The sequence below is a fragment of the Collinsella sp. AM38-1BH genome (genome assembly GCF_003467545.1).
Classification (GTDB): Bacteria; Actinomycetota; Coriobacteriia; order Coriobacteriales; family Coriobacteriaceae; genus Collinsella.
On the sequence record NZ_QSHC01000004.1, the window covers coordinates 16,781 to 41,077 of the forward strand.

The 24,297-nt window shown below is 60.6% G+C and carries 26 protein-coding genes and 2 tRNA genes; 17 read left to right on the plus strand and 11 right to left on the minus strand.

Features of this window, described 5'->3' with window-relative positions; all coding sequences use genetic code 11:
* Positions 1-278 precede the first annotated feature (278 nt).
* Positions 279-379: transfer RNA gene (locus tag DW870_RS02865), tRNA-OTHER, on the minus strand.
* A 125-nt stretch (positions 380-504) separates the two neighbouring features.
* Here DW870_RS02865 and DW870_RS02870 point away from each other — a divergent pair.
* The 6 genes from DW870_RS02870 to DW870_RS02895 all read left to right on the plus strand — a co-directional run bounded on the left by DW870_RS02870 (position 505) and on the right by DW870_RS02895 (position 4,346).
* Positions 505-1,758: a site-specific integrase gene (locus DW870_RS02870; RefSeq protein WP_158556974.1), complete on the plus strand. Its 1,254-nt coding sequence runs from the start codon at positions 505-507 to the stop codon at positions 1,756-1,758.
* Positions 1,759-1,992: 234 nt separating this feature from the next.
* The gene (locus DW870_RS02875) at positions 1,993-2,202 is read left to right on the plus strand and encodes a helix-turn-helix domain-containing protein (protein WP_117847852.1); all 210 of its coding nucleotides are present in this window, start codon (positions 1,993-1,995) and stop codon (positions 2,200-2,202) included.
* A 10-nt stretch (positions 2,203-2,212) separates the two neighbouring features.
* Positions 2,213-2,566 (plus strand): hypothetical protein, encoded by a 354-nt coding sequence (locus DW870_RS02880; RefSeq protein WP_117847853.1) that lies wholly within the window; start codon positions 2,213-2,215, stop codon positions 2,564-2,566.
* Positions 2,559-3,353, plus strand: coding sequence for a hypothetical protein (locus DW870_RS02885; protein WP_147332608.1), 795 nt, complete (start codon positions 2,559-2,561; stop codon positions 3,351-3,353). Before DW870_RS02880 ends, DW870_RS02885 begins: the two co-directional genes overlap by 8 nt.
* Positions 3,350-3,655 carry a hypothetical protein gene (locus DW870_RS02890; protein ID WP_117847857.1) on the plus strand — a complete coding sequence of 102 codons (306 nt, stop codon included), beginning with the start codon at positions 3,350-3,352 and terminating at the stop codon, positions 3,653-3,655. The genes DW870_RS02885 and DW870_RS02890 overlap by 4 nt, the downstream gene beginning before the upstream one ends.
* A 400-nt stretch (positions 3,656-4,055) precedes the next feature.
* Positions 4,056-4,346 (plus strand): hypothetical protein, encoded by a 291-nt coding sequence (locus tag DW870_RS02895; RefSeq protein WP_147332609.1) that lies wholly within the window; start codon positions 4,056-4,058, stop codon positions 4,344-4,346.
* Positions 4,347-4,426: 80 nt separating this feature from the next.
* Here DW870_RS02895 and DW870_RS02900 read toward each other — a convergent pair whose 3' ends face one another.
* The 4 genes from DW870_RS02900 to DW870_RS02915 all read right to left on the minus strand — a co-directional run bounded on the left by DW870_RS02900 (position 4,427) and on the right by DW870_RS02915 (position 6,655).
* Entirely contained in the window at positions 4,427-5,173 is a 747-nt protein-coding gene (locus DW870_RS02900) for a hypothetical protein (RefSeq protein WP_117847860.1), read from the minus strand.
* A gap of 318 nt (positions 5,174-5,491) precedes the next feature.
* Complete coding sequence (locus DW870_RS02905; protein ID WP_117847861.1) at positions 5,492-5,770, minus strand: hypothetical protein; 279 nt, start codon at positions 5,768-5,770, stop codon at positions 5,492-5,494.
* A gap of 145 nt (positions 5,771-5,915) precedes the next feature.
* Positions 5,916-6,000: transfer RNA gene (locus tag DW870_RS02910), tRNA-Leu, on the minus strand.
* A 31-nt stretch (positions 6,001-6,031) separates the two neighbouring features.
* The gene (locus DW870_RS02915; RefSeq protein ID WP_117876848.1) at positions 6,032-6,655 is read right to left on the minus strand and encodes a hypothetical protein; all 624 of its coding nucleotides are present in this window, start codon (positions 6,653-6,655) and stop codon (positions 6,032-6,034) included.
* A gap of 163 nt (positions 6,656-6,818) precedes the next feature.
* On the opposite strand from DW870_RS02915, the gene DW870_RS02920 reads away from it, so the two are divergent.
* Both DW870_RS02920 and DW870_RS02925 read left to right on the plus strand, forming a co-directional pair.
* Entirely contained in the window at positions 6,819-7,106 is a 288-nt protein-coding gene (locus tag DW870_RS02920; RefSeq protein WP_006235903.1) for a PTS sugar transporter subunit IIB, read from the plus strand.
* A gap of 11 nt (positions 7,107-7,117) precedes the next feature.
* Positions 7,118-7,492, plus strand: a complete 375-nt coding sequence (locus DW870_RS02925) for a VOC family protein (protein WP_006235904.1) — start codon at positions 7,118-7,120, stop codon at positions 7,490-7,492.
* A 75-nt stretch (positions 7,493-7,567) separates the two neighbouring features.
* On the opposite strand, the gene DW870_RS02930 is transcribed toward DW870_RS02925, so the two are convergent.
* The 3 genes from DW870_RS02930 to DW870_RS02940 are packed head-to-tail and all read right to left on the minus strand — an operon-like array spanning position 7,568 to position 10,187.
* Positions 7,568-8,863, minus strand: a complete 1,296-nt coding sequence (locus DW870_RS02930; protein ID WP_117847865.1) for a cell wall metabolism sensor histidine kinase WalK — start codon at positions 8,861-8,863, stop codon at positions 7,568-7,570.
* A complete protein-coding gene (locus DW870_RS02935) occupies positions 8,847-9,626 on the minus strand; it encodes a response regulator transcription factor (RefSeq protein ID WP_117847866.1) in 780 nt (259 codons plus the stop codon). Before DW870_RS02935 ends, DW870_RS02930 begins: the two co-directional genes overlap by 17 nt.
* A gap of 18 nt (positions 9,627-9,644) precedes the next feature.
* On the minus strand, positions 9,645-10,187 hold the full coding sequence (locus DW870_RS02940; RefSeq protein WP_117847868.1) for a DUF4342 domain-containing protein: 543 nt from the start codon (positions 10,185-10,187) through the stop codon (positions 9,645-9,647).
* 358 nt (positions 10,188-10,545) lie between these two features.
* Between DW870_RS02940 and DW870_RS02945 the strand changes: the two genes are divergently transcribed.
* Positions 10,546-10,785: a hypothetical protein gene (locus DW870_RS02945; protein ID WP_117847870.1), complete on the plus strand. Its 240-nt coding sequence runs from the start codon at positions 10,546-10,548 to the stop codon at positions 10,783-10,785.
* Positions 10,786-10,870: 85 nt separating this feature from the next.
* Complete coding sequence (locus DW870_RS02950; RefSeq protein ID WP_117847872.1) at positions 10,871-11,596, plus strand: metallophosphoesterase; 726 nt, start codon at positions 10,871-10,873, stop codon at positions 11,594-11,596.
* 15 nt (positions 11,597-11,611) lie between these two features.
* Here the strand turns inward: DW870_RS02950 and gluQRS are convergent, their stop codons facing one another.
* Positions 11,612-12,613, minus strand: coding sequence for a tRNA glutamyl-Q(34) synthetase GluQRS (gene gluQRS, locus DW870_RS02955; protein ID WP_117847874.1), 1,002 nt, complete (start codon positions 12,611-12,613; stop codon positions 11,612-11,614).
* 515 nt (positions 12,614-13,128) lie between these two features.
* Here gluQRS and DW870_RS09305 point away from each other — a divergent pair.
* On the plus strand, positions 13,129-15,072 hold the full coding sequence (locus DW870_RS09305) for a DUF2207 domain-containing protein (protein WP_158556975.1): 1,944 nt from the start codon (positions 13,129-13,131) through the stop codon (positions 15,070-15,072).
* A 138-nt stretch (positions 15,073-15,210) separates the two neighbouring features.
* On the opposite strand, the gene DW870_RS02965 is transcribed toward DW870_RS09305, so the two are convergent.
* Positions 15,211-15,852, minus strand: coding sequence for a GNAT family N-acetyltransferase (locus DW870_RS02965; protein ID WP_117847875.1), 642 nt, complete (start codon positions 15,850-15,852; stop codon positions 15,211-15,213).
* A 277-nt stretch (positions 15,853-16,129) separates the two neighbouring features.
* Here DW870_RS02965 and purH point away from each other — a divergent pair, with 277 nt between their 5' ends.
* Together purH and DW870_RS02975 are read left to right on the plus strand one after the other, a co-directional pair.
* Complete coding sequence (gene purH / locus DW870_RS02970) at positions 16,130-17,737, plus strand: bifunctional phosphoribosylaminoimidazolecarboxamide formyltransferase/IMP cyclohydrolase (RefSeq protein ID WP_117847877.1); 1,608 nt, start codon at positions 16,130-16,132, stop codon at positions 17,735-17,737.
* 277 nt (positions 17,738-18,014) lie between these two features.
* Positions 18,015-18,725 carry a hypothetical protein gene (locus tag DW870_RS02975; RefSeq protein ID WP_199412364.1) on the plus strand — a complete coding sequence of 237 codons (711 nt, stop codon included), beginning with the start codon at positions 18,015-18,017 and terminating at the stop codon, positions 18,723-18,725.
* 18 nt (positions 18,726-18,743) lie between these two features.
* On the opposite strand, the gene DW870_RS02980 is transcribed toward DW870_RS02975, so the two are convergent.
* Positions 18,744-19,925, minus strand: a complete 1,182-nt coding sequence (locus DW870_RS02980) for a PucR family transcriptional regulator (protein ID WP_117847878.1) — start codon at positions 19,923-19,925, stop codon at positions 18,744-18,746.
* Positions 19,926-20,142: 217 nt separating this feature from the next.
* On the opposite strand from DW870_RS02980, the gene DW870_RS02985 reads away from it, so the two are divergent.
* From DW870_RS02985 to DW870_RS03000, 4 genes are all read left to right on the plus strand, one after another.
* The gene (locus tag DW870_RS02985) at positions 20,143-21,174 is read left to right on the plus strand and encodes an ornithine cyclodeaminase family protein (RefSeq protein ID WP_117876850.1); all 1,032 of its coding nucleotides are present in this window, start codon (positions 20,143-20,145) and stop codon (positions 21,172-21,174) included.
* 24 nt (positions 21,175-21,198) lie between these two features.
* Complete coding sequence (locus DW870_RS02990; RefSeq protein ID WP_117847881.1) at positions 21,199-22,329, plus strand: aminotransferase; 1,131 nt, start codon at positions 21,199-21,201, stop codon at positions 22,327-22,329.
* A 169-nt stretch (positions 22,330-22,498) separates the two neighbouring features.
* Complete coding sequence (locus tag DW870_RS02995; protein WP_117847883.1) at positions 22,499-23,170, plus strand: response regulator transcription factor; 672 nt, start codon at positions 22,499-22,501, stop codon at positions 23,168-23,170.
* A gap of 9 nt (positions 23,171-23,179) precedes the next feature.
* Complete coding sequence (locus DW870_RS03000; protein ID WP_117847885.1) at positions 23,180-24,223, plus strand: sensor histidine kinase; 1,044 nt, start codon at positions 23,180-23,182, stop codon at positions 24,221-24,223.
* Positions 24,224-24,297: the final 74 nt, after the last annotated feature.

Genomic DNA, 24,297 nt, shown 5'->3' on the forward strand with positions numbered 1-24,297 from the left:
AAATGGGCTGATAAACTGCCAAAACAGGAACTATTCCACCGCAACTTAGAGCCCCGCCGGCGTGTAAAAGAAACGAGCCCGCATCCCTTGGGGACACGGGCTCGAAAGCTCCATATGGTAGGGGCGGTGGGACGTCCGCGCATTTGCTGCGCAAATACGCACCGGCTTCGGACGCTGCGCGTCCGCTTAACGCTCGCCCCCTCGCGGGTTCGAGTCCCACCGGCATCTAAAAGAAGCGAGCCCGCATCCCTGAGGAACACGGGCTCGAAAGCTCCATATGGTAGGGGCGGTGGGACTCGAACCCACAATCCTTGCGGCGAGAGATTTTAAGTCTCTTTACCGCTCATATAGCTGTTTGCTACCGTTCGCCAACATCCCTTTAAAATAGCAGGTACATCGCTTATCGCTCTATCACCTTATGGCTATAATAGTCATGGTTTGTCATTGTTTCAATGAGATTCGGTACCGAGTGAGGTACCAATGGTACCGAGGTGGAGGCTTCTCATGAGGACGTACACGGCTGCATATGTGCAGAAGCGCAAGGACAGCGATGCATTTCGCGCGTTTGTTGACTTCTATGAGGAGGACGGCAAGAGGCACAAGAAGTCCAAGACGCTCAAGGCCAAGACCAAGCGTGAGGCGAACCGAGAGGCCGAGGACTGGCTCAGGGAGCTTGAGCGTCAAGAGTTGGAAAGCGATGAAACCCCAGAGGCCGTCAAAGCTGCCAACATGCTTGTTCCGGATTATGTTGAATCCTTCATCGATATTTGGGAACAGGGAAAGTCGATTGAACCGTCAACCGTGAAGGGCTATCGATCCACGGCTAAGTACATCCGTTACGGCTACCCCAAGGGCAATGTGAAGGGCTTCGCAAAGGTCAAGGTTAAAGACCTCAAGAAAAAGCAGGTTGAGGAGTGGAGCGCAGGCCTTACCGCAAGCGGCCTAACCTATTCGCCCGTCAAGAAAGCCCTTGGGCTGCTCAAGCAGGTTATGACCCAAGCCGTCTATAACGAGGTGATAGTCGTCAATCCCTGCAACGGGGTCAAGCCTCCCAAGAAGTCCAAGAAGAACGAGGGCATCAACGCCCTGACCGCCAAAGGACTCCGCGATACGCTCAGCATCCTTGCATCGCTAGAGCAGACTCCCGTAACAGTCGGTGCTCGCATTGCACTGTTCACTGGCATGCGAGAGGGCGAGATTTGCGGACTCAAGTGGAAAGACGTCGACCTTGAGAACAAAACTCTATGGGTTAGGGGCGCAATTGGTCGAGCTATCGGCGGCACTTATGAGAAGAACGCCAAGACGGATAGGGTCAGGGATATATGCTTGTCCGATAGTCTCATTGACATTCTTAGAAAATGGCTTGAGGTTCAACAGACGGAGTTCCATGAGTTCGGGCGCACTGTCGGCGCTGGCGACTACGTTCTCGGAGATTTGGACGGATACCTGAGTCCTGATACCTTGAGTAAGGGTTGGAGCGCTATTGCCAAGGCAGTTGGTGTGAAGGGAACAGAGAGTCGCATACCTACGTTCCACGACCTGCGCCATACGTGGGCAACGCGCTACCTTGCCGAAGGCGGGGACGTCAAGACCGCCTCAAGCGTCCTAGGGCACGCAAACGCCGCTATCACGCTCAACACGTACGCGAGCGCTGACCCCGATGCAAAGCGCCGTAGCGCGCTTCTTACGGAGGCGATTGCGGGCGGTCAAGTTGCGCCCAAGAGCAGCATCCTAGAGCTGACGGGCACGGACAACTAAGGGCGTTATTGCTCTCAAGCCAACAGAGTAAATGTGAAGGTCGTGAGGAGCCGATTGCTTCTCGCGGCCTTATTTTTTTAGGGCGGTTTTGCTGGGTGTGAAATACGTTTTATGGCGTTTAACTGCGGAAACGATACGTGCTGCTAGTTTCCTCACTGGTGTTAGTCTTTCCTCACGTGAAGCTTCACAACCGCATACAAACGGGCTGAGCGCCCATGACCGAAAGGTGGCCCAATGGCTAAGCAGAAAACGAGGAAACCCATTCGTCCCATCACTGAGGAGAACATCAACGACCCCGCGACCATCGAGGAGTTCGCCGCATATCTGCGGTTGAGCTACAGCACTGTCTATCGCATGGTGCGCGATGGGCAGCTCAGGGCAGTTCGTATCCGCGAGCAGTGGCGTATCAACGTCCCCGAGTCGCTAAAGATGCTCGGATACTAAGGTGGCCCTCATGGCAAACAACACTAAGGCGGTCGTTGAGCTGTCGCTGGGAGCCGACCCGCTAGAGGCCGCGAAAGTCGGCTGTCTCAACGGCGCGACCCTATGCAACGCCGACATTTACGGCATGGGGACGTTCGGGCTTGGCATGGAGCGCGAACAGGCGCTCCTGTCCGCTGAGGACGTTGACGGGGACTGCATCCTGCGCATTGCCGCGCCCGACAGCGGACGTGAGCTTGAGGTCCGCTGCTCTGACTGGCTTGCCGACAGGGTCGAACTCATGAATGCCGAACTCAAGCGGCGCGGAAGGCTCGCGAGGAAGGCGGCAGACCCCATGAGGCTTGTGGCAGCTGATGCCCATGAATAGTGAGCTGAGGGCCGGGTATCGCGCCGAGGTGGAGCGCAAGGGCAGGGCGCTGAAGGCGATGCGCGAGGCCCGCGGGGTCCGCTCTGATAAAGGGCCTTGCGCGTTCGACAAGGTTCAGCTCAAAGACTGGTATACGTCCCTTCAAATCGCGAACGAGGAATGGCGCTGCGCATACGTCACGGCAATGGTTGACTATTGGTTCACGGGCGTCACCCCGGACTATCTCGATGACATTCCGAAAGCGTATTTCAACGCGAACTTCGAGAGGCTCAGCGATGCCAGAAGGCAGTCCTTCGCAAAGAGCGATACCGGAGAGGACTCAAGCCTAGAGGCATGGGTTGACGGTCGCAACGGCACCATTCCCGCTGATGGCGAGGGGGTACCCAACCCCGTACCAGACCCCGTTCCCAGCCCCGTACCCAACCCCGTACCAGATGGGGTTCAGCCCTTACATAGCTATAAGCTACCAACTACTAGCCATGAGCCACAAGCCATTAGCCATGGCCCTACAAGGCCATTGGCTAATGGCAAGAGGACTACGGGCTACGGAACGAACGGCAGCGAATCGCTTTTCGAGACGGGCGTTGCTTGGTTCCACGTCCCTTGCCCGAAGTGCGGGGAAGTGGCAAAGGAGCCTGTCGGGTTCATCGATGGCATGGGCCAAATTCTCGTTAAATGTCCGAACTGCGGAGTACAAACATACGGAAAACCGCCCGAGGAATATGAGGTCGAGCGTTGTTTCCCCGAACCTTCGATCCTGAAGTGCAAAGAGGAAAATAAGCAATGAGAAAGACTGACCAGATGACGCTTGCCGTCAACGCCGCCCTCACGGTCGAGGAGTACGGCAGGGAGGCGCTTGAGGCGGGGACCGTGGCCTACGCCGGGGACGGCGCTCTCGTCTACGAACCCGGAGACTCGGGGGTCTACGACCTGACGACCGAGAGCGGCAGGAGGGCATGGAAGGCCAACGCCCCCGAGGGCGTGACGAGGACCGTTATCGAGGACGGCGAGCCGTGGTTCGATTCGGTCGTTGGCATGTTCTCCGAACGGCTCGCGGACTGGATGGAAGGGCGGGGCGCGACCCTCTAGAAAGGCGCGGCGCGGGAGGTAGGGCCGCGCCGACAGCGCCCCGCTGCTCGGGACAGAAATTGCTGCTTGAATCGTAGCATATTTTTAAGTACCGCTGCCGCTGAGGGGGTTAGTATATAACTGCCCAGCGTGACGCGCCTGCCGTGACTGACGCATATGCGATGACCTGCGGATATGCCGTCTAAGGCTCTCAGATGCTCTTTTTAAGCTTTAGAACGGACACGGTGCCTAAGTTACTCACGCCAGATGCCAGACGGCCCTTATCGGCTGTCCCCGCGGCTCTCAGGGGCATTTCCGAATAGCCGACCGATTCGCTCTTGGGGTGGTTCCGATACTGAGGCGGGGAGAGATTAGCCCGACGCTGGCGCAGTTCAGGCTCTACTGGTTCGTGGCGCTCGACATGGAGCGGCAGAAAACGCGGCGAAAGATAGACCTCATGCGCCCCGAGGGAGACCCGAGGAGGGAGAGGGCGCTCTACTGCATGGGGAGGCAGGAGGAGGTACTGGACCGCGCCTACGCCGACATGCGCGAGATGGCCCCGACAGTCGGCGAGAGGGCGGTCGAGGTCATAACTGCCCACTACCTAGAGGGCGAGGACTGGCATGACCTGAGCGCGAGGATCGGCATAGCCTACGACAAGTGCAAGAAGATAGCGTACAGGGCGTTCAGGGAATACGACGCCGCGACATAGAGAAGGCCGCAGGGGAGCGAACCCTTGCGGCCTTTTTGTTTTCGTTCTCCGGGCGCGGTTTATAGCCTGCGCCCTGCCCTCTAGTTCCTCACCGAGTACCGCTTGCCGCAGTGGTTGCAAAGGTACTCGCGCTTTCCCTTCCTGCCCATCGCGGCACCGACCACCATGCCCTCAAGGCGGAACAGTTCGGCGCCAATGAGCGCCTTTCCAGCGCTCGTGGACTTCGACGTGTTGTTCAGGAACGTTACGTCGGTTGAGTCGCACTTGGGGCAGCGGAGTCCGGCCTTGCGCTGGGCCTTCTTCACCTTCTCGGGGGTCGTGTCGAGCGCTGCACGGTTGAGTTCTGCGTTCGAGTGTGCAGGGGCGTAGCCCTTTTCGGCGCTTGACCCAAGGGGCTGGGGCGTTACGTTCTTACGGCGGTCTCGTTCGTATTTCACTTCTCTGTGAATCTTACTGATTGTCTCGTCTACCTTCTCACCGGATTGTGCGGTGAGCGCGTACAGGCTGTTAAGCTCTGTCACCGTCATGCCGTTAGGCCTTTTGGCGTTGTAGACGAGAAGCAGGTCGTTTAGCTCCTTGCTACGGGGCATCCGATACGGAGCAGGGTCGGTTGTCTGCTTCGGCTTCGTCTCCGAAGTGTTATCCGTTGTCCTTTTATTTTGGAATGGCAACGTGAAGAAGTCGACGGCTACAACAACTATGAACAAAGAGCTGACAAGCCCAACTGGGTCGTTCAACATAGTGAGTACCGTTACGTGGTGTGCAAAGATGTACCAGCAAGCTGGGAAAACCAGCACCCAGAGAATCGGTCTAATCTTATCCATCATGCTGAACTCCTGTTCGCAATCGATCCGGTAACGGATTTGGTCGCCATTGGGCACTTCAACGCGCTGCCACTGTGCCCAATGCGTCCGATAAGCCTTTTTGTTTTCGCGCGTCCCCGAGGGGCTTAGTAGCGCCCATGCCGGGGCGCTGGCACCTGTCCGGTGGGGTCGGGCGCTGCCCGCCTACTTTGCGAGCAGGAACCTGAGGACGACAATCGGGAGAATGACCGGGGCGAGGACAATCCCGAGCAGGTAAATCCAAAGCGTGCCCTTCATGGCTATCGACCTTCCTTTCCTGTTGCGATAGCGGTTGACTCGATTCTAGTCCTCACTGGACGTGAACGGGACGTGTTCGCCCCGCCTCTCCATGCCGCTCAGCTCCATCTGCTCATTTGCGTACACGGCTATGAGTTCGCGGCGGTGTGAGTTGCACCTGCGGTAGGCGTCGCGGATGCCGTTGAGCCGCACCGTGTTGAGCGCCAGATGCTCGGCCCATCCAACGAGGTCCCGCCTGTCCTCGGGGCTTAGCTCGCGGTAGCTAGCCAACAGCTTGCGTTCGTCCTCAGTCAGTGGGGTCCTCTTGTTGTGTCTCTTGCTCATGCCCAGTCCTTTCACTCGATTTGGGGCGTGAAGGTGATTCCTGAGCTGATTCGGTACCAGATTCGGTACCAATGGTACCGAGAACGAAACTGAAACAAAAAGCAGCCCAGAGTGATTAGATGCTCTGAGCTGCCATTTCGTCATATGGTAGGGGCGGTGGGACTCGAACCCACAATCCTTGCGGCGAGAGATTTTAAGTCTCCTGCGTATGCCAATTCCGCCACGCCCCCGTGAGACTAGAAGTCTAGCACAAGCCGTCCGTTACGCGTTGACGGCCATCGAGTGTTGGCCCGACTTCCCCAGGAACTCCTGGAACTTGGCTTCGTCGCCCTTGTTCTGGTACTGCAGGGCTAGCAGGTACTCCAAGCGGCAGCGCTTGACCGGGTCGTCGCCGACATCCTCGAGCATGCGCTCCAGCTCGGGAATGTCGTTGTGGCGCTTGAGGATCATCGTGTCGTACATCAGCTGACACTCGTGCGCAACTGCCTCGGCCTGACCGCCCTCAAAGCCCTTGATCTCGTGCAACAGCTCTTTGGACTTTTTGCGGTCCTCCTGGCCAACATAGTAGTTAAAGGCCTTAATCACCAAGTCGACGCGCTGCATCTTGGGGAGGTTGAGTCCCAGCAGTAGGTCGAACATCTCGCTGGCGCGCTCGTGGTCCTCGCGCAGCAGATAGGAGTTCAGACGCAGGTAGTCGCGGTTGTAGCGCGGGTACAGCATGCTGGTGAGTTTGCCGTCGAGCAAACGATCGAACTCGTCCCACTGCTTGGCAGCCATAAGCTGCTGCAGGCGCTTAAACGTGGTGCGTTTTTTGACGCTAAAGAACACCGACACGGCGATGCAGATGATAACGACGGCGGTCCAGAGGGTGCGGGAATCGGGCATATTAGGGTCCTTAGTCGCTCATAAAGCGAGCGGTATGACAACACGTACTAGATGTATTATACGCAGCGCGCAAGCAAACTGGCATAAAAGCTCATCGAGGCCGAGTGCCATCGCTCGCTGCGGTACACTTACCTAAAGTAAACCATGAAGGGAGACATTACCTATGAAGAAGATCGTTTTGGCTTGCGGTGCTGGCGCTGCTACTTCCACGCTCGTTGCCCAGAAGGTCGCTACTCTGCTCGACGCCAACGGTTATGCCGACAAGTACGAGATCGTGCAGTGCGCCATCTCCGAGGCCAAGGATTACTGCGACGAGGGCGCCGACCTGCTGATCGCCACCACCGTTGCCCCCGAGGGCCTCACCTGCCCGTACGTGAGCGGCGTGCCCTTCATGACTGGCATGAACCGCGTCGCTGCCGAGAAGGCCGTTCTCGACGTCATGGCTCAGTAGGCGCTGACTGTATGAATGAGCAGAACGCCAATCCGGTCGAGCTCTTTGGCATGCGCGTTGCCCATGTGGGCATTAACGCCACCGACCCGGCAGACGCCCTGGAGATCGCGGAGCTGTTCTCGACGATGATGGGCCTGCCCGTCATCGAGACCCCGGTTTCGTACTTCAACGATTCGCTGGTCGAGATCATGAAGCAGAACGGTCGTGGCACCAAGGGCCACATCGGCTTTGCCGTTAACGACATCGATGCAGCTGAGAAGTGGTTTGCCGAGCGCGGGCTCGAGGTCAACGAAGAGTCGCGCGCGCTGCTGCCCGACGGTGGTACCAAGCTCGTGTACTTTAAGCGCGAGTTCGCCGGTTTCGCCGTGCACCTGTGCCGCGAGTAGCGCACAAGCTGCCATAGCTGGCAAAAAGGGATAGGGTCGCGTGGCCCTATCCCTTTATTTATGCCGAGGGGCTTCCTATCGTGGCAGGCGAATCGTAAAGCGGCTGCCGACCCCTTCGACCGAGGTCACACCGATGACGCCGCCGTGGCTGTCGACGATCCACTTGGCGATCGCAAGCCCCAGACCCGAACCCTGTGCGCCGGCATCGCGCGCGTTGTCGGCACGGTAGAACCGCTCGAACGCGTGAGCTGCGGATTCCTGGTTCATGCCGATGCCCTCGTCCTCAACACTTATGTCGATCGTGCCCGCGCCCGCATCTGGCGTTATGCCAAATGTGACGGTCGTTCCCGCATCCGAGTACTTGGCGGCGTTTTGCACGATCACGCGCAGAGCCTGCTTCACGAGCGCCACGTCGACGGGCGCGTCGCAGCGCGGGTCGCTGGCAAGCGCAGCGTCAGAAGCCAGCCGATACGTGTGCTCGGTATCGATCATCTGCGATTCTTCGCATACCTCGCTGACCAGTGCAGCCAAGTTGGTATGCGCACGCCGCAGGACCGTGCGCCCGGCATCGCCGCGTGCCAAAAACAGCAGCTGCTCCACAAGCTCTTGCATGTGCTCGCTTTCGGCTTTAAGGGACGCGATGGATTCCGCCAGCACGTCCGGGTCGTCCTTACCCCAGCGGTCGAGCATGTTCACGTAGCCCTGAATCACCGCGATGGGCGTGCGCAGCTCGTGGCTCGCGTCGTTGACAAAGCGCATCTGCTGCAGCTTGGCCTCTTGCATCTGGCGCAGCAGGCGGTTGAGTGCGACCTCGATGCTTGCCAGGTCGGCGTCGCCGGTGGTGACGCTCGGCGAGTCGACGCTTGCGCGCTCGATGGCCTGCTCCAGTGTTTCCATTTTGCCGCCGGCGAGTTGCATGCGGCCGAGTTCGTCCACGCGCAGGGCCAGATCGTTGAGCGGCGCCATGGTGCGGCGCACGCGGCGGGCGCCGCCGAGCATGTTGAGCACGCTGATGACCTGCCAACCCACAACGACAAGGTAGAGAGGCCATAGCGTGACGAGGTCCTGCGCGAGGGGGAAAGTCTTGGTGGTACGCGCAAGCTCGACGGTATAGGTGAGCGTTGTCAGGTCCCAGCCGCGCGCGGGCGTCAGCGTCATGCCGCGAACGGTGGCGCTGGGGATCCATCCTGCGGTAAACGCGCCGTTGGGCAGCGTCTGGTTGTATCCATAGACAAGGATCGCCGCCACAATCACTACTAGCAGCAGGTCGAGCCAAACGTAGCTCATCAGGCGGCGCCACATATAGCTCCAGTTGATGGCGCGGGCGATGGAGGTGACGCGCTTGGCCTCGGCGTTACGCGCGGCAGACATAGCCCACCCCGCGCACGGTCTGGATGATGCGGACGCCGCCGGCGTCCTCGATCTTGGCGCGTAGATGCGCGATGTGCACGTCGACGTTGTTGGTGTCACCCATGTATTCGTAGCCCAGCGCTTCGTGCGCGATGCGTTCGCGCGTGAGCACGGTCTCGGCATGCGCCATAAGCAGGGCGAGGACATCGAACTCGCGGGCCGTGAGCGCAATGGGCGAGCCGCCGACCGTGACTTCGCGGCGGTCGGGGTCGAGCGCAACCGAGCCCACGGCGAGCGTGGCGGGGGAGAGCGAGGCGGAAACCTGGGTCGAGTCACTGACCGGGGGTATCGCGGTGGCGCCGACACCCGTGCCGCCTGCCGCGCCCGTCCCGATGCCGCCAACGCCCGAAGCCGCCCGCACGGCCTCCGAGCGCTTCAACGCCACGCGGATCCGTGCGAACAGCTCCTCAATCGCAAACGGCTTGGTCAGGTAATCGTCGGCGCCGGCATCGAGCCCGGCCACCTTGTCCATCACGGCATCGCGCGCGGTGACCATTATCACCGGCACATCCTTGTGCTTGCGGACGCGCCGCAGGACCTCCATGCCGTTGAGCTGCGGCAACAACACATCGAGCAGAATAAGATCGTAGTTGCGCTCCAGCGCCAGGTCCACGGCGGTGCGGCCATCGGCGGCGTGTTCCACCTGGTAGCCCTCGTGCTCCAGCTCGAGCGTCACAAAGCGGGCGATTTTCTCCTCGTCCTCTACGATCAGGATCCGTGCCATGCGTGCCCCCGTCTGCGATTACTTGTCGTCGTTCAGATTTTGCTTGATGTCGTCCGCGGCATCGGCGGCGTGATTCATAAGGTTGTTGATGCTGCCGGGCACGTCGCCGTCGCTGTCGATGCGGTAGCGCATGCCAAAGAACAGGCCAATCAGCATCAGCCAAATCGTAGCGCCCCAGGCAAACAGGGCGATGATGGGGATCAGGATGGGGATGTTGAGGATGATCGCATCGCGGCGCGTGGCGATAAACTTGGTGTCCAGGCTCAGGCGGAAGAGCTTTTTGAGGTACTCCCATACGCTGTCCATCTTCTTGGAGAAGTCGGTCTTTTCGCTCGACTTCTCGTAGGCGGCCTGCGCGGCGACCATCTCGGCTGAGGGCTCATCGACTGGCGCGGACTCGGTGGCGGCGTGCGCCGACGTGGTCTGGGTCTTGCCTTGCGACTCGAGCCAAATGATGGCGTCCAAAACGTTGCCGTCGGCGGCGTCGAGCGCGGCTTTGGCATCGGTGTAGCTCACGTTGCACTTGGTGCGGATGGTTTCAACTTTTTCGAGGTCGTCCATGACCTGTCCTTTCGTTCGATGGGCGCGACGCCGGGCGATCTGCCCGGGCGCGAGCGTTGCGTTCGGCGGCCTGCGTTGCGCGGCGCCGCCCCGCCCTTGGTCGAACTCTATAGTGCAGGTTATAGATTAAGCGATTCTTGAGCCAAGATTAACGTTGGATGAGTTTTTGGGTAGCGGTGGGAAAAGTATTAGACCTCGATAGCGGGGGATGTGGTGCCGGTGCAAAACGGCGTCAAAGGTTGGTCGAGCAGGCGGTTTCTCCATTGATGTCCGCACAGCATGTGACACTTACCCTGCCGCCCCGCTCTGCCGCGGCGGCATGCGTCTGAACAACGACCCTCTAAGGAGTTCGATACCGATGAGTGACAACGCAAAGCATCTCGCAAAGAAGTGCGTAAAGGACGCGGGGCCGTGCCTCGCGCTGTGCGTAGCCGGCGCAGCGGTCGCGCTGCTGGCTGTTCTGGGGCCGTTCGACGTGCTCCGAAGTGCCAGCTTTCTGCATGTTTGCATGGCTCTTGCCGGCGCCACGATGACCGGCGGCGTGCTCGATCTGATCTTTTGGGTGTTTGACCCGTTTGGATGGAAGAGCGAGGGGTAGGTCCCAAAGGATGGAAGGGCTGGAACGGTTGACTTAGTGATCGTGCAGAATGTGGGCTAGCGACTTACAGGGAAGTGGTGATCCGATGACGGTCTATGTGACGGGCGATATTCACGGCGGCGTCGACATGCAAAAGCTTCGCGACTGGGATCTTGGGGATGGTCTGACAAGTGACGACTATCTCATCATCGCGGGCGACTTTGGCTTTCCGTGGGATTTCTCTGCCGAGGAATGTGCCGACATCGCCTGGCTGGAGTCGCGCCCCTATACCGTGCTGTTTGTCGACGGCAACCACGAGCGTTTCGATCACTGGTCGGAGCGCCCCATGGAGCTGTGGCACGGCGGCCTGACGCAGCGTCTGTCGGACACCTCGCCCATCCGACGCCTGACGCGCGGTGAGGTTTTTGAGCTCGACGGCTCAACGATCTTTACCATGGGCGGCGCCACGAGCGTGGATAAGGAATACCGCATTCCGTATTCCAGCTGGTGGCCGCAGGAGCTGCCGGACGAGCGCAACTTTGAGGAGGCGCGGGCAAAGCTCGACAGCGTGGGTTGGAAGGTCGACTATGCGATCACCCATACCTGCTCCACGCGCATGCTTTCGCCCACGCTTTACCCGGCACCTGGCTGGAATTATCCCGATGTCGATCGACTCACCACGTTTTTCGACGAGCTGGAGGACCACCTGGACTACAAGCGCTGGTACTACGGGCATTTTCATCGTGACGCCAACCCAGCCGAGTGCCACACCGTGCTCTACGACTGTATTGTCCGCCTGGGCGACGAACTCCAGCCCTGGGATGTCGCGTAGGGGCGGGGTGGCTGGCTACTCGACCGTTACAGTGATGTTTTCCCGATGCGTGCGGATAACATCCCAGCTAAAGTGCTCGACCAGCTGCTCGGCAGAGCGCGGTGTGGCGTCCGGCGCGATGCCTGTTTGCCCGGCGAGCCAGCCCAGTAGTGCCTCGGGCGCGCCAAAGCGGGTGCGGAGCTCGCCCAGGTCCAGGTCGCGGTCGCGCTTGGAAAGGCGGCGGCCATCCGGCGACATGAGCAGCGGAATGTGCGCGTAGTGCGGCGTGGGAAGTTCCAGCAAATGCTGCAGGTAGATTTGGCGCGGCGTGGAGCCCAGCAGATCGCATCCGCGCACGACCTCGGTGACGCCCATGGCAGCGTCGTCGACCACCACGGCTAGCTGGTAGGCAAAAACGCCGTCGCTGCGGCGCACCAAAAAGTCGCCGCATTCGGTGGCGAGTGCTTCGCATTGGGCTCCATACGTGCGGTCCACGAATTCGATCACATCGTTTGCGAGGTCGTCGACGGCGGGTACGCGCAGGCGCGTGGCCGGAGCGCGCAGGGCGCTGCGGCGGGCAACCTCCTCGGCAGAAAGGTCTCGGCAGGCGGCGCGGTAGATGGGCGTGCCGTCGCTCGCGTGCGGCGCGCTCGCGGCGTGGAGTTCGGCACGCGTGCAAAAACAGGGATAGGTGAGGCCGGCGTCTTGCAGCTGACGCAGGGCGTCCTCGTACAGATCCAGGCGATCGTGCTGGTAGTAGGGGCCTTCGTCCCACTCCAGTCCCAGCCAGGCCAGGTCGTCAATCAATTGAGTGGCAAGTTCCGGGCGCTTGCAGCGATCGTCCAGGTCCTCGATGCGCAGCACGATGCTGCCGCCTTGGCTGCGGGCCGAAAGCCACGAGCACAGGCAGCTGAACACGTTGCCCAAGTGCATGCGGCCCGAGGGCGACGGGGCAAAGCGGCCCACGACGGGGGTGGGCGCTGCCGTTGCTGGTGCGTCCGCGGCGTGTGTTGCTATGTTGCGTGCGTTGATATCCATGCGGACGAGTATAGCGCGGGGCTTGGCAGGGAAGGCGTTGCTGCGCTCACAAGTTGGCGGCGGTACGCATTGCGCACGGTGGGTTTGCGGCTCAAGGTCTCGATCGCTGCGTACCGACTTAGCCTCACAAACGACAGAAACCCCGGCAGCTCTTCGCAACTGCCGGGGTTTCCGCGGAAAAGGGGGACATGATCCTCGAGCGAACGGCAAAGGGGCAAACCGTTTTCGCTCAACTGCTTTATGCCCCTCGGCTGGCGGCTCAATCAGCGCGTGCCGCGCCCACACAAAGCCGCTACACCTGTGACGGAGCTGTGAAGTGGTATCTATTGCCGGGGCGGGCTATGCCAAGGGTGTCCCTAATGACTAGTCATTTAAGAACGTCCCCAATGACTAGCTGCCGGGGTGCTGGTGTGACTTTCATCCCGTTTGGCGCTCCGGTCGCCTAGATGTTCGCCATGCGTACCCGCAAACGTGGGACAATGGCGCTGTTGGTTTTACAGACAAAGGATGTGCCTATGAACACCCTCGCCGCCAAAGTCAGCCGGCAGCGCCACCTGTTTGCGCGATTCGCTTCCGTCTGCGTGCTCGTCACGCTTGCGTTGTTGCTGCTGCCTGTCGCCGCGCACGCCGACGGCTACTCCATGACCCAGACCTATATCAGTGCCACGGTCGAGGCCGATGGATCGCTGACCGTTGTCGAGGGACGCCAGTTTGATTTCGACGACGACATCAACGGCGTGTTTTGGGAGATCAATACGGGCTCCAACCAGCAGGGCGGCACGGCGGGCGTCGACGTGCTGAGTGTCGAGGAAGAGGACACCGCGTTTAACAAAGTCGATAGCGCGAACAAGGGCGACTCTGGCGTCTACACGGTCGAGCAGACCGGTGACGGCGTAAGGATTAAGGTGTTCAGCCCCCACGAGAGCGGCGACAGCGCGATCTATTACGTGAGCTACACCATGACCGGTGCGGTCATGAACTGGGCCGATACCGCCGAGCTCTACTGGAAGTTTGTGGGCGACGGCTGGTCCGCGGACTCCGATGACGTTGAGATGGAAGTGTACTTCGCAAATGCCGCTGCCGGGACGGCGGCCGTCAAGGGCGATAACTTCCGCGCATGGGGCCACGGCCCGCTGACGGGCGATGTATCGCTCGATGCGGACGAACCCATGGTCACCTATACCATTCCCTGCGTGCATCAGGGCGAATTCGCCGAGGCACGCATCGCCTTCCCTAGCGACTGGGTGCCGCAGCTTGCCGCTTCGGGCGAAGAGCGCATGTCAACGATCCTGAGCGAAGAGAAGGAATGGGCCGACGAAGCTAACGCCCGCCGCGCTCACGCTCGCATGATTGCCAATGCACTTGCCGTGCTAAGTGTTGTTGCGGCGGTGGCCTTTACCGGCACAATCGTTATGCTCAAGCTGCGCAAGCGCAAGCCCAAGCCGCTTTTCCAGGACGAATATTTCCGCGATGTGCCTTCGGCCGACCATCCCGCCGTGCTTTCGGCCCTCATGAGCTGGAACGAGGTGCCCGATCAGGCATATATCGCCACGCTCATGAAGCTCACTGACGACCGTGTGATCAAGCTGGAGCAGGCGACCGTGACCAAGGCCAAGAAGGGTCTGTTGGGGCGTGAAAAAGAAGAGCAGACGTATCGCGTGACGGTGAGTGATGCGGGCTGGAAGTCGGCCAAGGGCATTGACCACATGGTGCTCAAGGTCTTCTTTGCCGGTGCTAAGCCTGACGAGAACGGCGATCGCTCGCGCACGTTCGACGAGCTGCAGCACTACGTCAAGCAGCACGCTACACCCGTGGGCGACAAGCTCGAGGACTATCAGAACACCGTTAAGGGCAAGCTGGCCGATAGCGAGTACGTTGCCTCGGACGGCATTGTTGCAATGGTGTTTTGCCTGGTTCTTGGTATCCTGATTGCCTTTGTTCCCGTGGGATCCATCTTCTTTACCGATGGCGCGCAGGCGAACATTACCGCCGCGGTTATCTCGGTGCCGATTGTGCTGGTGGGTATCGGCGTGGGCCTTACGTTCCGCCGCTTTACGCCGGAGGGCGCCGAGGTGGCGGCTCGCTGCAAGGCACTTAAGCATTGGCTCGAGGACTTCACGCGTCTAAAGGAAGCCGTCCCCGGCGATCTGGTGCTGTGGAACAAGCTGCTGGTGATGGGCGTGGCGCTGGGTGTTTCCAAGGAAGTGCTGCGTCAGCTTGCCGAGGCCGTGCCGCCCGAGGTGCGCGAGGCCGACGGCTTCTATGACAATTATCCCTGCTACTGGTGGTACTACCATCATTACGGCAACGAGTCTCCGCTCGATTCGTTCGATGACGTGTATCACGAGAGCATCCGTGAGCTGGCTTCGAGTTCCGATAGCTCGAGCGGCGGCAGCGGCGGCGGCTTTTCCGGTGGCGGCGGTGGCGGCGTCGGCGGAGGCGGCGGCGGAACGTTCTAACGGTCGTAAATTATGGGATGGGCTTTTCTCGACAGCCGTCGGGGGAAGCCCATCCCTTTTTATGCGCTACCTACGAAGACTGTCCCCAACGACTAGTCACTGGGGACGTTCCTAAATGACTAGGTATGGCTGCTGGGCCTAGGCTGTTAGGTCGAGTTCGTAGAGGAAGCTTTCGCGCGGCATGTCGTGACGGCGCTCTTCGCGGTTGGCGCGGTGCGTGGCCGTGCGCTTAAAGCCATGCAGCTCGTAGAACTTCCACGAGCAGTTGGAGTCGGTGTACAGGTGCGCCCTCGTCGCCCCGCGCGAGGATAGGTACGAGACTGCGGCGTCGAGCAACACCGAGCCAACGCCCAGGCCATGGACGTCGCGATCTACGGCAAGCAGCGTGACCTCGTTGTCGTGTGGCAACGGGCTGCTTTCGAGCAGGCGGTTGTTGGTTCGGATGGTTGCGCGCACAAACGAGAGATACTCGGCGCAGGCATCGGGCTCCAGCTCGCGCATTTGCGATAGCAGTGCGCGTTCGGTATCCAGCCAATGTTCCTTAACGGTGGCGCCGGAGCTCTGTCCCGCACGCGCGAGCGCAATGCCGCGCGCCTGACCGTCGATTACGGCAACTTGCGAAAACGTCGAAGACGAAAGGCAGTAGGCAAGGTCGCACGCGGCCTCGAGGCGGTTGTACTCATCGTTATCCGAATTGTCATGCCAAAGCTGCTGTAGAATCAGCGCGATGGCGTCGAAGTCTTCGGTATCAAACGGTCGGTAGAGAACCCGCGAGACCATGGTGCCTCTTTCTTTTGCGGATGCATATCGAGCACAGTTCTACCACGCTATTGGCATCTAATTATGGTGCCCCTGTGTTCCATGAACTCACCGTGCCCGGTGCCGTGCCCATCCCCTCCGCTCGCAAACTTTTTCTGCATATGCGCCCGTTGCGGGGTGCATCGATGCGCTCGATGCGCTACATTGAATCAGTATTTTCAATGCCGCTGCGCGAGCGCTGCAGATCGACGTATCACCGGCTCACAGAGCACGGCGGCGTACCAGACAGGAGGACTGCATGGGATCTGATGTGAAGATCGCACGCGCGTTGATCTCGGTTACCGATAAGACGGGCGTCGTCGATTTCGCACGGACGCTGGTCGATGACTTTGGCGTCGAGATCATCTCTACGGGCGGCACGGCTCGTGCCATCGAGGACGCGGGCGTCCCCGTAACCCCCATCGAGGAGTTCACGGGCTATCCCGAGATGATGGACGGCCGCGTTAAGACCCTGCACCCCAAGGTTCACGGCGCGCTGCTGGCCCGCCGCGATTCCGAGCAGCACATGCAGGAGGCGGCACAGCACGGCATTAAGCTGATCGACCTGGTCGTCGTCAACCTGTACGAGTTCGAGAAGACCGTCGCCAACCCCGAGGTCACCTTCGCGGATGCCATCGAGCACATCGACATCGGCGGTCCCTCCATGCTGCGCTCTGCCGCCAAGAACGCCGCGAGCGTTACCGTCATCTCCGACCCGGCCGACTATGATGCCGTCCTGGCTGAGATGCGCGAGACCGGTGGCTGCACCACGCTTTCCACCCGTCGTCGCCTGCAGGTGAAGGTCTACCAGACCACCGCCGCCTACGACACGGCTATCTCCCGTTGGCTTGCCGCCCAGGCAAGCGACGTGGCGGACACCTCTGCCAAGCTCGAGATCTCGCTGGAGAAGGTCGACGACCTGCGCTATGGCGAGAACCCGCAGCAAAAGGCCACGGTCTATCGCTTTGCCGAGGGCTGCGAGAATACCGCGAGCTCGCAGTTCCCGCTCGTGGGCTCCGAGCAGATCCAGGGCAAGCCGCTCAGCTACAACAACTATCTGGATGCCGACGCCGCTTGGAACCTGGTCCGCGAGTTCGACGAGCCGGCCTGCGTGATCCTCAAGCATCAGAACCCCTGCGGCTCCGCCGTGGCCGAGGACATCACGGCCGCCTACGACCGCGCCTTCGCCTGCGATCCCAAGAGCGCCTTCGGCGGCATCATCGCCTGCAACCGCGAGGTTCCCTATGAGCTGGTTGAGCACTTTGCCGATCAGAACAAGCAGTTCGTCGAGGTTATCATTGCTCCGAGCTACACTGCCGAGGCGCTCGAGCGCATGGCCAAGCGCCCCAACCTGCGTGTGCTGGCTACCGGCGGCGTGGACCACGGTGCCCAGGTGGAGCTGCGCTCCGTCGACGGCGGCATGCTGGTGCAGGAAGTCGACCACGTGACCGAGGACCCCGCGACCTTCACGTTCCCCACCGACCGCAAGCCCACCGACGCCGAGATGGCCGAGCTCGAGTTTGCCTGGAAGGTCTGCAAGGGCGTCAAGTCCAACGCCATCCTGGTCTCCAAGGGTAAGGCCGGCATTGGCATGGGCCCGGGTCAGCCCAACCGCGTTGACTCTGCGCTGCTTGCCTGCGAGCGCGCCGAGGACTTCTGCGAGCGCGAGGGCGTGGAGAAGGGCGGCTTTGCCTGTGCAAGCGATGCGTTCTTCCCGTTCCGCGACAACGTCGACGTGCTTGCCGCGCACGGCGTGACCTGCATCATTCAGCCCGGCGGCTCCAAGCGCGACGACGAGAGCGTCCAGGCCTGCAACGAGCATGGCATTGCGATGGTCTTCACGGGGGCCAGGCATTTTAGGCACTAATATCGTTACGCGGTTTTACCAAACCGCGTAACTGCTCGACGCTGCGCCGGCCCCAAGCACCTCATCTCGCCGCTCAAACCGTCGCTCGCGTACAGAAGTACGCGTCGCTCCTCTTTCGCAGCGACCTGAGGCACTTGGGTCCGGCTCGCTGGCTTATGCTCCACCAGCGGTATTGGCTCGCCCCGAACTAAAGCTATCTATTGCCGTCCGTGCCGGTTGGTGCGGGCGGCTTTTTTGGGTATAACGGTGCGGTGTATGTTTTTGAGAAAGGTTGGATATGGCCGTTGTGGATGATGCCGAGCTGTTTGGCAATGCCGAGGATCAGCGTGCGTACGAGGACTTTTGCGCCAATCAGGAGGCGGTCGAGAAGTTTACGCTCGACAAGCCCGCGCTTGTCTGCCGTTGGCGCATGTCCAACAAAAAGGTGCCCATGCTCAACCGCCACATCCGCGCGCTGTCCGAGCGCCTGGTGCGGGGCGAGCCGCTTACCCATAACATGCTCAGCTGGGCCAAACAGCACGTTGAGTGGTCGCTTGCCGAGGGCGATTACACCGCACGCGACGGCGTGCTCATGCTGGTGATCGACATCAACGGCAACGCCGCCATGACGGTGGGGGAGTACGAGCCGCTCGCCGATACGTCGGCCAAGGTACTGCGTGCCCGCTCCGCCGAGGCCCGCTCCGAGGCCGACGAGACCGGCGTGGCGCCCGAGCTGCTCGCCGCCGTCAACAACGGCGAGCTTGCCTTTGTGGCGCCGGCGGACGAGTGCCTGTGCGGCACGGCGACGCTCATCGAACAGCTGGCCCAGACCAAGGGCATCCCGGTCACGCGCGTAGATATTCCCGCTCAGCTTAAGGGCGCGCTGTTCCTAGTGAGCGACGAACACGGCGTGGTCCCTGCCGCCGAGACGGACGCCGCCGAGGCCGACGCCGCCACGGTCGCCTTCTTCGCCGAAGGCTACGAAAAGCTCCGCGCCCGCCGCTCCTAACCTCAAGGTGGGGTGGGCTTACTGAAGCGAGCGAGCGCGTTCGATGGCGTAGGCGAGCGACAGCTGCTCCATCTCCGGGGCGCATTTGTAGCTCAGTCCGGTGAGAGCCGTCACCTTATCGAGGCGATATCGAATCGTGTTCGGGTGCTGGCCAGTCTGCTTGGCGGTTTGCTCGATACGTCGGTCGTTCTCGATGAATGCGGCGAGTGTGGATTCCAGTTCGCTGCCATGCTCACTGTCGTGCTCGCGTATCGGCGAGAGAATCGCCTCCGAGAACGATCGCATCTCCGGGGTTTCCGCAAAAGGCATCACGGTTCTCAGGATGCCGAGCTGCGTATAGCGGACGGGACTCTCGGCTCGTTGACAAGATAGGCGCTGTGCGTAAATCGCCTGCGAGATCGCCTGCGCCACAGCCTCGTCTCCAAACAGAATATCGCTGATGCCGAGCCCTTCCGCTCCGCCGTCGATACCGCTAGTCTCGATGAGCTCCGTGAGCGCCTGCACGATTCGCTCCACATCGAGCGTCTGCTCCGAGTCACTTGTCGCTACGAATAACAAACCTCCGTCATAGGGTGCCAGCATGTTGTGGCATCCGGCGAGGGTCGATTTTGCACAGAGACGTTCGATTTGCAAAAACGTACGCGGGTCGAGGGGCTCTGCAAACGATGCGAACAGGGCGACCGCTTCGTCCAGAAATGACGGGTTGAGGCCTCGGATGCGTCGGCAGATGGACTCAGGCGATACATCTGTCCTTAGGGCATCGATCTCGCGCTGCGCGAAGTCGATGGACGCGAGCTGCTCGATATGCCGTTTGACCTCATAGATGACGCCGTCAAAGAACAGTGAGTCGTCGGTCGTGAGAAAGACCGGGTAGTGCCGCGCGTTGGCGTAGCGGATGGCTTGGTCGGGAATCGGGATGTGCAGGACGTTTTTGATGATAAGACCGCTCGTTCCCTTGGCGACGAGGTATTTCACGGCTTCAGTGATGAGGTACGGGTCGTCCTTCGCATAGAGAAAGGTGCTGAGGACGATCTCGTCTGAGCTGAAGTTGACGCGCTGGTACTTGTTCTTGAGGCCGGGCATGAGTTCATAATCGAGGATCCCGACGCCGGAGACGGCACGCGAGACGCCATCGCTGCCGGCGATTAGACGAACCGACCCCTCATATTCCCGTGAGAAGTCCGAGATGGTGTATAGCATCAACATCACCTTGTAAATCACTACAATTAGTACAGGTATAAATAGGATAATCGCACATCCGTATGCCGTTGATGCAAGAAATAATTCAAATACCTGCTGATAGAACGAAAAATCAGATTGAGAATCGTTGTAGATTCCAACAAGAAATGATCCTTGGCGGCATCATTGCTAAACCGTACAGTGAAGCAACGTAAAGCTTTCGCTGAAAGGAGCGATGATGGGGCAGATGGTGGTGCTTTCGGCCGAGGAAGTTTTCAAGGTGCTGACGATCGAGGATGCAATCGCTGCCGTGGAGGATGCATATCGCCAGAAGGCAACGGGCAAGGGTGTTGCGTGGCCGATGGTATATGAGCAGTTCGAACCCGGCGTGGCCGATATGGATATCCGCTCGGGCGAGTTGGCGGGAAGCGGTCTCTTCGGCCTCAAACTCACTGCTTGGTTCTCTCAGAATCCCAAAAAGGGGCTGCCCGAGATCTTTGGCACCACGCTGCTGTGCGACAACGCGACGGGCGAGCCACTGGCGCTGCTTAATGCCTCCGCCGTCACTGGGCTTCGCACCGGTGCCGCCGCTGCGCTCGGTGCCAAGTGGCTGGCTCGGGAGGATGCGTCCAAACTGCTTGTTGCGGGTGCCGGCCATATGAGCACCTATATGGTGGCGGGCGTGCTCGCCGCCTGTCCCAAAGTGAGCGAGGTCAAGGTGTGGGAGCCGGTTTCCGATGCCGCGCCCGAGGCCCGCGTCGAGCGCATGCGTGACGAGGTCGCCCATATCTTGGGCGCCTGCGAGCATGCTCGCGAGGCATCCACCTATTCCATCGAGGCGACGGCCGACGGCCAAGATGCCGCGGCAGAGGCCGACATCATCGTGACAATCACGCCGGCGACCAAGCCCATCATCCCCGATGCATGGGTGCGCCCCGGTACGCATATCTCCTGCGTCGGTGCCGACATGCCCGGCAAGCAGGAGCTCGCCTCGGCGCTTGTCGCCCGCGCCGCTGTTTACGTCGACGACCGCGAGCAATCGGTCGCGTCCGGTGAGCTGGAGATTCCGGTTGCCGAGGGTGCCATCGCGCCCGAGAACATCAAAGCGGAGCTCGGCGAAGTCATCGCCGGCACGGCCACGGGGCGTTCGGATGGCGAGCAGGTGACGGTGTTCGATACGTCGGGCATTGCCGTTCAGGACCTTTCGGCATCGAAAATTGCCTACGGCCGCGCCGTCGAGGCGGGGCTGGGCACCGTGGTGGAACTGTAAGAAAGCCAAGGAAAGGAAACGACAATGCAGATTAAGGATTTCGCCGTCGAGCAGTGGATGAACGAGTGGGAGACCAAGTGCACCCACAACGTTGCGGAGACGTGCGTCTACTCCCTCACGCTCGACCAGCTGTTCGAGCTTACGAACACCGACAAGAAGGCGTGGCTCGACAGCCTGTGCTCGCGCCGATTCACCTACGGAGACATCGAGGGGCAGCCCGGCTTCCTCGAGGGGGTCGCGCGTCTCTATAAGACGGTCGAGCCCGGGCATATCGTGCCCACGCACGGCGCGACCGGTGCCAACTCCCTGGTTATTTCCACGCTCGTCGAACCGGGCGATCATGTAGTCTCCGTCAAGCCCACCTACCAGCAGCTTTACTCGATTCCCGAGATGTGCGGTGCGAAGGTCGATATCCTTCAGCTCGATCGCAAGAACGGCTACCACGTCGACGTCGACGCGCTCGATGCCCTGGTGACCGACGATACCAAGCTCATCTGCATCAATAACCCGGACAACCCCACGGGCGCCCTGCTCGACATCGATACGCTCAAGGCGATTGTCGAGGTTGCGCGCAAACACGACGCGTGGGTGCTCTGCGACGAGGTCTACCGTCTGCTTACTCAGACGGATGAGTACTGCGAGTCCGTGATCGACCTGTACGACAAGGCCGTCGTCACCGCATCCATGTCCAAGGTCTGGTCGTTCGCCGGCCTGCGTCTGGGCTGGGCGGTCACCAAGAGCCCGGAACTTCGTCGCGCGCTGCTCTCGCATCGCGACTACAACCTGATTTCCGCCGGCATATTCAGCGAGACGGTGGCGGAGCTGATTCTGGGCAACGCTTCCGTGATCCTTGAGCGCAGCCGTCGCATCGTCCGTCAGAACCTTGCTGTTCTGGAGAAGTGGGTCGAGAGCGAGCCGCACCTGTCGTTTGTCAAGCCCGAGGCGGGTACCACCGCGCTCGTGTATTACGATTACGACATCGACTCCAGGACGTTCTGCATCGACATGATTAAGAAGTCCGGCGCGCTCGTCACCCCGGGCGATTGCTTCGAGGAGCCCAAGAGCATGCGCATCGGCTATGCATATTCCGATAACACCGACGACCTGCAGAAGGGTCTGGATGCCATCTCTGCGTACATGCGTACGCTCGAGTAGAGGCTCGAGGGCGAAGTGATGGGGTCGATCGGTTTAGGACCGAGGCCCCCTATTTTTTCTCAAGGCTACCGAACACTTTTGTCATATTAGGTGCCCACGGGGTCGCATCGCTGCGACGCCGTGGGCATAATGGTGTGGAAGGTGCAAGTTACGCGAAATGGGAGGACACATGGCGCTGATTTATGTCGTTGAGGACGACGAGCCCATTCGTCGTGAGCTTGTCGACATCCTTGCCCGCGCCGGGTTTGAAATCGAGGCCTGCGAATCGTTTGAGCATGTCTCGCGCGATATTCTCGCCGCCGCGCCCGACTTGGTGCTGCTCGACCTCACGCTCCCTGTCAAAGACGGCCAGCACATCTGCCATGAGGTCCGTCGCGAATCCGAGGTCCCCATCATCGTCCTCACGTCGCGCACGACCGAGATCGACGAGGTCATGGCCATGACGCTCGGCGCGGACGACTTTGTTCCCAAGCCCTATAGCGCCCGTGTGCTCGTGGCGCGCATCAATGCCTTGCTGCGTCGCACCGCGGCGGCGGGCGAGCGCAGCACGCTCGTCCACAAGGGACTGGAGATTGACCTCGCACGCTCCATGGTCACCAACACGCAAACGGGCACCAGCACCGAGCTCACCAAAAACGAGCTGCGTATCCTCTCGCTGCTTCTGAGCCGCGCGGGCAAGATCGTTTCGCGCTCGGCCATCATGCAGGACCTGTGGGACTCCGACGCCTTTGTGGACGACAATACGCTCACCGTCAACATCAACCGCCTGCGTACCACGCTCGAAAAAATCGGCATCAAGGGGTATTTGACCACGCATCGCGGCCAGGGCTATTCGGTCTAGGGGCCGGCTATGTCGTTTGGCAAGTTCTTTAAAGATGCGCTGCTTCCCGTCGCCGTGTGGACGTGCGGCGTGCTGCTGAGCTGCTTTGTGCTGACGGTCGCCGGCGCACCCGTTTCCATCGTGGTCGTGGCGGTTGGCGTGTCCTTCATCTTTGGCATGCTCGGCATCGTGATCGAGTACGCGCGCCGTCGTCGATTTTTGCACCAGCTGGAGCGCGCGGCCGAGGAGCTGGAAAGCCCCGCATGGGTGCAGGAGATGGTGCAGTGCCCGACTTATGCCGAGGGCGAGCTCGAGTACGAGGTCTTGCGCCGGGTGGGCAAAGCCGCTTGTGACGAGGTTGCCGAAGGCAGGCGCCAGACCGATGACTATCGCGACTATATCGAGAGCTGGGTCCACGAGGCCAAGCTGCCTCTGGCGGCAGCCCATCTGATTTTGGAAAACCTGGACGGCAGCGAAGATGATCTGTCGCGCGTAGATGACCTCGGTCGCGAGCTTGCCCGCGTGGAGCGCTATATCGATCAAGCGCTGTACTACGCGCGCTCGGAAGTCGTGGAACGCGACTACCTGATTCGCCGCTGGGACCTTAAGACCTTGGTGACGGGCGCGATTAAAGCCAACGCGCGCGAGCTCATTGCGGCGCATGTGGCCCCGGTGTGCGAGAACCTCGACTTCGAGGTCTTTACCGACGAGAAGTGGCTCGAGTTTATTCTGGGCCAGCTCATTCAGAACAGCATTAAATATGCGTGCGAGGACGGCGCGAAGATCGTGTTTTCGGGCGCGTTGCTGGACGAGGGCCTGGCAAGCGAGCGCATCGAGCTTACCGTTGCGGACAACGGCTGCGGCGTGAGCGCGGCCGACCTGCCGCGTGTGTTCGAGAAGGGTTTTACCGGCGACAACGGCCGCACCACCAAGCGTGCAACGGGCATCGGCCTCTACCTGGTGGCGCGCCTGTGCTCCAAGATGGGCATCGACGTCACCGCGGCATCGGAGCCGGGCGAAGGCTTCGTCGTAACATTCGCTTTTTCAACGAACAAGTTCCAATACTTTGAGTAACGCACACGGCAGACGCCCGCCCAAACAAAAACGTGCCGCCTCAAACAAAACGTGCCGCCCCAAATGGGGCGGCA